12 protein-coding genes are annotated in these 9,732 nt (G+C 71.1%); 8 read left to right on the top strand and 4 right to left on the bottom strand.

Annotated elements, in window-relative coordinates; translation table 11 throughout:
- The 3 genes from fabI to ACFE7U_RS13565 form a co-directional block, all read right to left on the bottom strand.
- Positions 1–843, bottom strand: coding sequence for an enoyl-ACP reductase FabI (gene fabI, locus ACFE7U_RS13555; RefSeq protein ID WP_375410251.1), 843 nt, complete (start codon positions 841–843; stop codon positions 1–3).
- 150 nt (positions 844–993) lie between these two features.
- Entirely contained in the window at positions 994–1,929 is a 936-nt protein-coding gene (locus ACFE7U_RS13560) for a DnaJ C-terminal domain-containing protein (protein WP_375410252.1), read from the bottom strand.
- Positions 1,930–2,136: 207 nt separating this feature from the next.
- The gene (locus ACFE7U_RS13565) at positions 2,137–2,565 is read right to left on the bottom strand and encodes an RT0821/Lpp0805 family surface protein (protein ID WP_375410262.1); all 429 of its coding nucleotides are present in this window, start codon (positions 2,563–2,565) and stop codon (positions 2,137–2,139) included.
- A 152-nt stretch (positions 2,566–2,717) separates the two neighbouring features.
- Between ACFE7U_RS13565 and pdxH the strand changes: the two genes are divergently transcribed.
- The 6 genes from pdxH (at position 2,718) to ACFE7U_RS13595 (ending at position 6,713) form a co-directional block, all read left to right on the top strand.
- On the top strand, positions 2,718–3,362 hold the full coding sequence (gene pdxH / locus ACFE7U_RS13570; protein ID WP_375410263.1) for a pyridoxamine 5'-phosphate oxidase: 645 nt from the start codon (positions 2,718–2,720) through the stop codon (positions 3,360–3,362).
- 161 nt (positions 3,363–3,523) lie between these two features.
- Complete coding sequence (locus ACFE7U_RS13575) at positions 3,524–4,246, top strand: SDR family NAD(P)-dependent oxidoreductase (RefSeq protein WP_375410264.1); 723 nt, start codon at positions 3,524–3,526, stop codon at positions 4,244–4,246.
- Positions 4,239–5,324: a hypothetical protein gene (locus ACFE7U_RS13580; protein WP_375410253.1), complete on the top strand. Its 1,086-nt coding sequence runs from the start codon at positions 4,239–4,241 to the stop codon at positions 5,322–5,324. Before ACFE7U_RS13575 ends, ACFE7U_RS13580 begins: the two co-directional genes overlap by 8 nt.
- The gene (locus ACFE7U_RS13585; RefSeq protein ID WP_375410254.1) at positions 5,321–5,800 is read left to right on the top strand and encodes an NUDIX hydrolase; all 480 of its coding nucleotides are present in this window, start codon (positions 5,321–5,323) and stop codon (positions 5,798–5,800) included. Before ACFE7U_RS13580 ends, ACFE7U_RS13585 begins: the two co-directional genes overlap by 4 nt.
- Positions 5,797–6,246: a TIGR02301 family protein gene (locus tag ACFE7U_RS13590; protein WP_375410255.1), complete on the top strand. Its 450-nt coding sequence runs from the start codon at positions 5,797–5,799 to the stop codon at positions 6,244–6,246. The genes ACFE7U_RS13585 and ACFE7U_RS13590 overlap by 4 nt, the downstream gene beginning before the upstream one ends.
- Positions 6,247–6,458: 212 nt before the next feature.
- Positions 6,459–6,713, top strand: a complete 255-nt coding sequence (locus ACFE7U_RS13595) for a hypothetical protein (protein WP_375410256.1) — start codon at positions 6,459–6,461, stop codon at positions 6,711–6,713.
- A gap of 4 nt (positions 6,714–6,717) precedes the next feature.
- Here the strand turns inward: ACFE7U_RS13595 and ACFE7U_RS13600 are convergent, their stop codons facing one another.
- Entirely contained in the window at positions 6,718–8,058 is a 1,341-nt protein-coding gene (locus ACFE7U_RS13600) for a dihydroorotase (RefSeq protein WP_375410257.1), read from the bottom strand.
- 91 nt (positions 8,059–8,149) lie between these two features.
- Here ACFE7U_RS13600 and ACFE7U_RS13605 point away from each other — a divergent pair, with 91 nt between their 5' ends.
- Both ACFE7U_RS13605 and ACFE7U_RS13610 read left to right on the top strand, forming a co-directional pair.
- The gene (locus ACFE7U_RS13605) at positions 8,150–9,004 is read left to right on the top strand and encodes a YgfZ/GcvT domain-containing protein (RefSeq protein WP_375410258.1); all 855 of its coding nucleotides are present in this window, start codon (positions 8,150–8,152) and stop codon (positions 9,002–9,004) included.
- 135 nt (positions 9,005–9,139) lie between these two features.
- Positions 9,140–9,732: DNA-3-methyladenine glycosylase I (locus tag ACFE7U_RS13610; RefSeq protein WP_375410259.1), on the top strand; the 593-nt coding region annotated here is incomplete at its 3' end.

Raw genomic sequence — 9,732 nt, forward strand, 5'->3', positions numbered from 1 at the left:
TCAATCCCTGTCGAGCGACAGATCCGGCGCGTCAGGGTTCTTCATCCCCACCACGTGGTATCCGGCATCGACGTGCAGGATCTCGCCGGTCATGCCGCGGGACATGTCGGAGATGAGGTAGCTCGCCGTCTCGCCGACCTCCTCGATGGTCACCGTCCGGCGCAGGGGCGCGTTGTACTCGTTCCACTTCAGGATGTAGCGGAAGTCGCCGATGCCGGAGGCGGCGAGCGTCTTGATCGGGCCGGCCGAGATCGCGTTGACGCGGATCTTCTGCGGGCCGAGATCGGCGGCGAGGTAGCGCACCGAGGCCTCGAGCGCCGCCTTGGCGACGCCCATGACGTTGTAGTGCGGCATCCACTTCTCGGCACCGTAATAGGTCAGCGTCAGGAGCGAGCCGCCATTGGGCATCAGCTTCTCGGCGCGCTGGGCGATGGCGGTGAACGAGTAGCAGGAGATCAGGAGCGACTTCGTGAAGTTGCCCTCGGACGTCTCGACGTAGCGGCCGGTGAGCTCATCCTTGTCGGAGAAGGCGATGCAGTGGACGACGAAATCGATGCCCTCCGGGAAGATCTCGGCGGCGGCGGCGAAGACCGCGTCGATCGAGGCCGAGTCGGTGACGTCGCAATGGCCGACCACGTGGGCGTCGAGTTCGCGCGCCAGGGGCTCGACACGCTTCTTCAGGGCGTCGCCCTGGTAGGTGAAGGCGAGCTTGGCGCCGTGGGCGTGGGCGCTCTTGGCGATGCCCCAGGCGATCGAACGTGCATTGGCGACACCGAGCACCAGCCCGCGTTTGCCGGCGAGGAGTCCGCCGACGGAATCGTGAACCGGGTTCGTGTCAGCCATGAATCACCTGATCGAGGGGCTGCGGCGCTTGATCCAAGGGCCACGAAGATGGGTGGGGGCCTCCCGGGGACCGAATGGCCCTGTCGCGCCCGGCATCCTTAGCGGAGGCCCGGCAGCGACGAAAGCCCGACAGGCGTCCGGCGGGCGCGCTCAGCCCTGGCCGGCCCCCGCCCGCGCGGTGCGACGGGCGAGCGCGTAATCGGTCAGCGCCGCGTCGTCGCCCGTGGGCAGGGCGATGGCCGTGGTGGCCAGGAGGTCGCCACGGCTTCCGTCCTTCCTGGGCAGCCCCTTGCCCTTGAGGCGGAAGGTGCGGCCGGAACTCGTCATGGCGGGCATCCTCATCTCGACGGCGCCGGTCAGGGTCGGCACCCGGATCGATCCCCCCAGGATCGCGTCCTCCAGCGGCACCTCGACCGTGGCGCGCAGGTCCGCACCCTCCATCCGGAATGTGGCGTGCGGCAGGATGCGGATGGTGAGGAGCGCGTCGCCCGGCTCCGAGCGCGGGCCGCCGGGCTGGCCGAGCCCGCGCAGGCGGATGACCTGGCCGTCGGCGACACCCCTGGGCACCATCACGTCGACCTCGCGCCCGCCGGGAAGACCCAGACGCAGCTTCTCCTCGCTGGCGACCTGCTCCAGGGTGACGCTCAGTTCGGCCGAGACGTCCTCGCCGCGCATCGGCGCCGCCCGCGGGCCTCCCCCGGCCCCGGCGCCCCCCGTCCTGAACGCCTCGCCGAAGAGGTGTGAGAAGATGTCCTCGCCGACCCCGCCGCCGGCACCGCCGCGCGAGCGCGCCGCGCCGCCGAAATCGAAGGCGCTGCCGCGCGCGCCCTGCCCGCCGAACCCCTCGAAGCCGGTGGCGCGGGGCTTGCCGTCGGCATCGATCTCGCCACGGTCGAACTGCGCGCGCTTGGCCGCGTCGCCGAGGATCTCGTAGGCGGAATTGGCCTCCGCGAACCGGTCCTTGGCCTTGGCGTCGTCCTTGTTGCGGTCGGGATGGTAGGTCTTGGCGAGCCGGCGATAAGCCTTCTTGATATCGGCTTCGCCGGCACCCTTGGCCACACCCAGCACGTCATAGGGATTGCGCATCGTCGGTCTTTGAATCTCGGTGCCGGCCGGAGCCGCGGACGCCTGTCCGCTTCCGTCGGAATCCGGTTTGAGGTAGTGGCCCTGTTGCTTCTTTGCAACGGTCCCTGCGCCAGGATTCGCCCCTGACGCGGCCGGCGTCAACCGGGAAGGCCGAACGCCGTTTTAGGCCTTCCTCTTCGGGTCCGAAACCTGGGGCACTCCGAAACCTCAGGCTCCGGCCTTGGCCGCCCGCATCTTCCTCAGTTCCCACTCGCTGCCGGACAGCTTGCAGCCCGTGCCGCGCAGGAAACGGCTCTTCTGCGGGGTGATGACCGATGCGAGGAAGTCCCGGCAGATGTGGTCGCCGACGACGTAGGGCAGGCCGGTGGGGTTCACGGCGCCGCGCAGCGCCGTGTCGGGATTGTCCCACTTCACCGGACGGCCGTTGCCCTGGGGATCGAGGGCGACGGTGAGGGCGGCATGGGCTCGGCGCCAGTCCTCGGCCCCGAGATCGCTCCCGAAGCCCACCGGCCGCTTGGCGATGCTGCCGGTGCTGACCGGTTCGGCGAGAGCGGCCGCCTCCTCGGTCTGGAAGGTGATCAGCGGCAAGCCGCAACCGAACAGCGGCAGGACCGTGAGGCCGATGCCGGCACCCATGAGGACGCGCCACGGCAACGGCCGTGGATCGCGGCGAGACTTCTGCTTACACTCGACCAAACGCATTACACCTGATCTCACGACACCGGATGGCAGCACCTGCCGCGAGCGTGGGCCTGGGGCCCTGCGAGATGAACACCGAGATGACGACGATGAGCAGCGACTACAGCGCGGATCGGTTAACGTTCGATGAGTCGGGGGCGGCGAGCGACTTCACCCTGCGCGACGACCCGTGGGCGCTGTTCACCGAGTGGATGGCGCAGGCGACGCGCAGCGAGCCGGAGGACGCCAACGCCATGGCGCTCGCCACGGCCGGATCCGACGGGTTGCCCGACGTGCGCATGGTGCTCCTGAAGGGCGTCGATCCTCGCGGTTTCGTGTTCTACACCAACGTCGATTCGGCCAAGGGCGGGGAGCTGCGCGAGAATCCGCAGGCCGCCCTGGTGCTGCACTGGAAGAGCCTGCGCCGCCAGGTCCGCGCCCGCGGTCCGGTCGAGCCGGTGAGCGCCGAAGAAGCGGACACCTATTTCGCGAGCCGGGCGCGGGACAGCCGCATCGGTGCCCATGCCAGCCGCCAGTCGCGGCCGCTCCTCGACCGCGCAACCCTGGAGGCCGAGGTCGCGGCCCTCTCGGCGCGCTACGAGGACGGGCCGGTGCCGCGCCCCGAGAACTGGACCGGCTTCCGGATCGTGCCGGTGTCGATCGAGTTCTGGCAGGACGGCCCGTTCCGGCTCCACGACCGGGTCCGCTTCACCCGCGCCGGCGCGGGATGGGACCGGGCGCGGCTGTATCCGTGAGGACGCCGGCTCCGCATTGCTGCGGCGCGGGATCGACCCTGGATTTCCCGCGCCCCGCGGCTTAGACCTGTGAGGCGGAACGGCGGACCAGAAGGGTGCGCCCGCCCCCGATCCTGTAAGGAACGGCCTTGGCCACATCCGTCAACGAACGTCGGCGCATCATGCTGCTCACGGGGGCGAGCCGGGGCATCGGCCACGCCACCGTCAAGCGTTTCTCGGCCGCCGGCTGGCGGGTGATCACCTGCTCGCGCCACGCGTTCCCCGAGAACTGCCCGTGGGAAATGGGTCCCGAGGACCATCTCCAGGTCGATCTCGCCGATCCCGAGGACACCATGCGGGGCATCGCCGAGGTCGCCGGGCGGCTCGCCGACGAGGGCGGGCTCCTGCACGCGCTCGTCAACAATGCCGGCATCTCTCCCAAGGGCGAGGGCGGCGAGCGTCTGGGGGCCATCGCGACCGAATTCGGCGATTGGCGAAAAGTGTTCCAGGTCAACGTGTTCGCGCCGCTTCTTCTCGCGCGCGGCCTCTGCCACGAGCTCACCCGCGCCAAGGGCTCGATCGTCAATGTCACCTCGATCGCCGGCTCGCGCGTCCACCCCTTCGCGGGCGCGGCCTACGGCACCTCGAAGGCGGCGCTCGCCGGCCTGACCCGCGAGCTCGCCAGCGATTTCGGACCGCTCGGGGTTCGCGTGAACGCGATCTCGCCGGGCGAGATCGACACGGCGATCCTGTCGCCCGGCACCGACAAGATCGTCGCCGGAATCCCGCAGCGGCGCCTCGGCACCCCCGACGAGGTGGCCAAGGCGATCTACTTCCTGTGCACCGAGGCCTCGTCCTACGTGAACGGCGCCGAGCTGCACATCAACGGCGGCCAGCATGTCTGAAGGCGGCCTACCGCTGCTCGTCGCCCTCGTCCTGTCCGCCACCGCCGCAGCCGCCGAGCCCTCCGTCACGATCCTCGACCTGCCGTTCACCGCCCGCGCCCTGCGTGGTCCGGGCAGCGCCGTCTCGGTCTCGGTGGCGACATCGGGCCTCCTGCCGCTGGCCCGCCCGAAGAGTGTGGACCCCAAGGCGACGCTCGGCGCCGAGCCCGAGGACGCCGCCGTGGCCGTCATCTGGGGCGAGGGCGGCGGCGCCGCCCTCAGCCTGAAGGACGGGCGCATCGAGACGACCCTGATCGGCGCCGAGGCGATCGACGGCATCGCGGCCTCCGAGACGCCGCGGGGCGCCCTGCCCGGCTCGCGCGGGGTCGTGCTCGGGCCGGTGAGCGCCGGTCTCACCCGCGGCGAGGCGGGCACCCTCCTGACCATCCGCGAGCGTCAGCCCGTGGCCATGAGCACGGAACCGAAGGCCGTGCCGATCGCCGCCCATGCGGTCTCCGCCGGGTCCGGTGCCGCTTTCGCGCCCGGCCGGCCCCACGGCGCACGGGCGGAGGGTTCGCCCCTCGTCTTCGCCGTCGCCGTGCAAGGCTCGGGCGCGCCGATGCTGACGGCGGTGGGCAGATCGGGAACCGGCTGGGACGTGATTGGGCGGACGCCGCCCCAGGCCGAAGGCGCCCTCGACATCGCCGCCGTGGGACCTTTTGCCGGCCCTGGCCCCGTGCGGGTCGCGACGGTGCTGGCGCCCGAAGGCGCCGGCCGGCTCCAGCTCTGGGCCTGGGAGACGGGGAGCTTCCGACTCGTCGGCGAGGCGCCCGGCTACACCGACCGGGGGGCTGGCGCGTCCGAGGCGGATCTCGCCGCAGCGATCGATACCGACACGGACGCCATCCCCGAACTGGCGCTCGCGACCGCCGACCGCGGCAGCATCGCCATCCTCGATCTCAAGGACGGCATCCGCGAGCGCGCTCGGATCACCCTGCCCGCCAAGGCCGGGTTCGGCCTGTCCGCCCTCGGCCGTGGGCCTCAGGCGCACCTCCTCGTTGGGCTCTCCGACGGGCGCGTGGCGGTGGTGAAGCCGTGAGCGAGGCAGAGGCGAGGCTGTTTCCGACCCGGCCCTTCGTCGGTGCCTCCATCGCGGTCCTGCGCGGCGGCCGGGTCCTGCTGGCGGCCAGAGCCAACGAACCCCTGCGCGGAGTCTGGACGCTCCCCGGCGGCCTCGTCGAACCGGGCGAGACCCTTGCGGCCGCGGCGTTGCGCGAGTTGCGCGAGGAGGTCGGCGTCGAGGCCAGGGTGCTGGGCTCGCTCACCCCCACCGAGATCATCCTGCACGAGGCTGACGGGCGCCTGCGCCATCATTACGTGGTCCATCCCCATGCCGCGCTCTGGAGCGGCGGCGAGCCGGTGCCGGGGCCGGAGGCGCTCGCGGTACGCTGGGCTACCCTTGCCGAAGTGGCGGAGCTCGAGACGACGCCGGGCCTCGTCGAGACCCTGACCGAGGCCTTTTCGCGCGCGGCGGCCCAAGAAAGTGCCGTCCAAGACGGAGCCGTCTCGCCGTGAGGGCCGCATCGGCCCTCACTCTGGTGGCGGCCCTGAGCCTCGGCCTGCCGGCGCCGGTCTTCGGCCAGCAGCGGCCGCCCGCGCGGCAACCGGCCAAGCCGCCCGAGAAGGAGAAGGAGCCCCCGCCCCCGGCCGAGCCACCCCCGGCACCCTACGACCGCGATCTCATGCGCCTGGCCGAGATCATCGGCGCGCTGTCCTTCCTGCGCGGCCTCTGCGCCACCCCCGATGCCGCCGAATGGCCCCGGAGGATGTCGGCGCTGATGGAGGCCGAAGGCGTCACTCCGGGACGCCGCGATCGCCTGGCCGGCGCCTACAACCGCGGCTACCGCGGCTACGCCCTCACCTACCGGGTCTGCACGCCCGCCGCGACCCTGGCGGCCACGCGCTTCGTCGCCGAGGGCGAGCGCCTGTCGCAGTCGCTGGCCGGCCGCTTCGGCGGCTGATCGCCCCGCTTCACCGAACGTTGCCCGGTCGACCCTTGCGCCGCGTCCGTGGCCTGCGCGCCACATGGTGCGTCCGTTACCACGATCCGCGCAATTCGAGCCCTCGTGTTAACCGCTTCGCAATTCCTGGCTTCCCGGACCCGGAGACCGGCCCTATGATTCTCGAATCAGCCGCCGTTCGTCTCGGCGGCGCGAAGCGATGTGTTGGGCCCATGCAGACCGAAACCGCTCCCTCCCCCTTCGAGGCCGACATCGACGACAAGCGCGCCGCGCTCGGCTACGTCTCGGAAGCGTTCGCGGAAGGCTGTCTCGACGGACTCGACGGCGACTGCATGGCCCAGGCCGCCCTGTTCGCCGCCTTCCAGGAACTCGTCACCACCTATGGCGAGGAAGCCACCGCAAGCTATGCGGAAGGATTTCCCGAGCGCATCCGCGCGGGCGGGTTCACGACGGGCCTGCAGCACTGAGGCATCACGACGAGGCCGCCAACGCCTCCTCGAACACCACCGCCTCGCCGCGACCCGGCGCGACGAGGTCGCCCTGCCACATGACGCAGGCGCCGCGCACCAGCGTGCCGACCGGCCATCCGGTCACCGTGACGCCGTCATAGGGCGTCCAGCCGCATTTGGAGGCGATCCAGCCGTTGCGGATGGTCTCGCGGCGCTTCAGGTCCACCACCGTCACGTCGGCGTCGTAGCCCACGGCAAGGCGCCCCTTGCGGGCGATGCCGAACAGGCGCTTCGGGCCCGCACTCGTCATGTCGACGAAGCGCGCCAGCGAGAGCCGGCCGGCGGCGACGTGGTCGAGCATGATCGGCACCAGGGTCTGCACCCCGGTCATGCCCGAGGGCGAGTCCGGATAGGGTTTTGCCTTTTCCGCGAGCAGATGCGGCGCATGGTCGGAGCCCAGGATATCGGCGACTCCCTGTGACAGCCCCCACCAGATCCGGTCCCGGTGGGACGCGTCGCGGACCGGTGGGTTCATCTGGACGAGGGTGCCGAGCCGGGCGTAGGCCTCCGCGCCGTCCAGGGTGAGGTGGTGCGGCGTCACCTCGACCGAGGCGACGTCCTTGTGATCGGCGAGATACGCCATCTCCTCAGCCGTCGAGACGTGCAGGATGTGGATGCGCGCGCCCGTCTCGCGGGCGATGCGCACGAGGCGCTGCGTCGCCTTGAGCGCCGCTTCGGGCGAGCGCCAGACCGGGTGCGAGGACGGATCGCCCGGCACGCGCAGGCCCTTCCGCTCCCGCAGCATCGGCTCGTCCTCGGCGTGGAAGGCGGCGCGCCGGCGCGTGCGCGCCAGGATCTCAGCCACGCCGGCATCGTCCTCGACGAGCAGCGCGCCGGTGGAGGAGCCCACGAACACCTTGATCCCGGCCGCCCCCGGAAGGCGCTCCAGTTCGGCGACCTGGTGCGCATTCTCGTGGGTGCCGCCGACCCAGAACGCGAAGTCGCAATGCATGCGGTGATGGGCGCGCGCGACCTTGTCGTTGAGCGTCGCCGCGCTGGTGGTCAGCGGGTCGGTGTTGGGCATCTCGAACACCGCCGTCACCCCGCCCATCACGGCGGCGCGCGAGCCCGATTCGAGGTCCTCCTTGTGGTCGAGCCCCGGCTCGCGGAAATGGACCTGGGTATCGATGACACCCGGCAGCAGGTGCAGGCCGGTGCAGTCGCGGCGCTCCGCGGCCTGGGACGCGGACAGGTCGCCGAGGGCCGCGATGCGCCCTCCCCGCACCCCGAGATCGGCGCGGTGCTCACCGTCCTGGTTCACGACCGTGCCGCCCGACAGGAGGAGATCGAAGGGCTGGTCCATCGGTGTCGCTCCGGAACGGCGTTGAGACGGGGGATGCGGCGGCTTATGTCACCCTCACGCGGCGCGCAACGCCGTGCGAGGATGCTTCTCCATGCCGATCGCCCTGCTGCCGGACCGCGCCGTCGTCACCGTCTCGGGCGAGGAGGCGACGAGCTTCCTCCAGGGCGTGCTTACCTGCAACGTCGAGACGCTGGAGCCCGGCGAGGCCCGGCTCGGGGCATTGCTGAGCCCGCAGGGCAAGATCCTGTTCGATTTCCTGGTCTCGCGCTCGGGGGAGGCCGGCTTCCGGCTCGACGCACCTGCCGGCGCGGCTGCCGACCTCGTCAAGCGCCTCGGCCTCTACCGCCTGCGCGCCAAGGTCGCCATCGCGGCCGATCCGGCGCTCGGGGTCGCCGCCGCCTGGGATGGAGCCGAGACGGCAGCAGGGCTGGAGCGCTGCCGGGACGGCCGGCTCGCCGCCCTCGGCGACCGGTTGTACGTCACGAACGGCGCGTTCTCGGCCGACGCCACGGAGGACGACTACCACGCCCACCGCATCGCCCTCGGCATCCCCGAGGGCGGGCGCGACTTTCCCTATGGCGACGCCTTCCCGCATGAGGCGCTGATGGATCAACTCGGCGGTGTCGATTTCAAGAAGGGCTGCTACGTCGGCCAGGAGGTAGTCTCGCGCATGCAGCACCGGGGCACCGCCCGCACCCGCGTGGTGCCCGTGACCTACGTCTCGGGCGAGGTGCCGGAGCCTGGCGCGGAGATCACCGCCGGCCATAAGGTGCTGGGGGTCACGGCGAGCCGGGCCGGCAGCCGAGGCCTCGCCATGATCCGCCTCGACCGCCTCGCCGATGCGCTCGCCGCCGGCGAGCCCCTGCGGGTAGGAGGCGCCGTGCTCGGCGTGGAGAAGCCGGGTTTCGCCAGTTTCGCGTTTCCTGAAGTGGGCTTGGCCGGGTGATGCATTGCCCGGCGCTTCCGCCGTCATCCCAGGCGCCGAAGGCGAACCCGGGATCCAGACGCTCCGTCGGCGCGAGATGACGGCGTGGATGGAGGTGGCGTTGGCGTTTCCCTCGACGCCAGCTAAACCGCAACGATGCCCGCCGACGACACCGGCCTGATCCACCATCCCGACGGCTGCGCCCGCTGCTGGTGGGCCGGCCTCGACCCTCTCTACGTGAGCTACCACGACACCGAGTGGGGCGTGCCCGAACACGACGGCCGCGCGCTCTACGAAAAGCTGATCCTCGACGGCTTCCAGGCCGGGCTGTCCTGGATCACCATCCTGCGCCGGCGCGAGGGCTTTCGACGGGCCTTCGCCGGCTTTGAGCCGGAGGCGGTGGCGCGGTTCACGCAGGTCGATGTCGAGCGGCTGATGGGCGACACCGGCATCATCCGCAACCGCGCCAAGATCGTTGGTGCCGTCGCCGGAGCGCAGGCCTATCTCAGGATCGAGGAGAGCGGACCCGGCTTCTCGCGCTTCCTGTGGGACTTCGTCGACGGTGCCCCGATCGAGGGCAATGCGGTGAACCGCGCCGGCATCGCCACCGAGACCGAGGTCTCACGCCGGATGGCGAAGGCACTCAAGGCGCAAGGATTCAGCTTCTGCGGGCCGACCATCGTCCATGCCTTCATGCAGGCCGTGGGCCTCGTCAACGACCACCTCGTCGACTGCCATCGACACGCTGC

It is taken from the genome of uncultured Methylobacterium sp. (assembly GCF_964251405.1).
Lineage (GTDB): Bacteria > Pseudomonadota > Alphaproteobacteria > Rhizobiales > Beijerinckiaceae > Methylobacterium.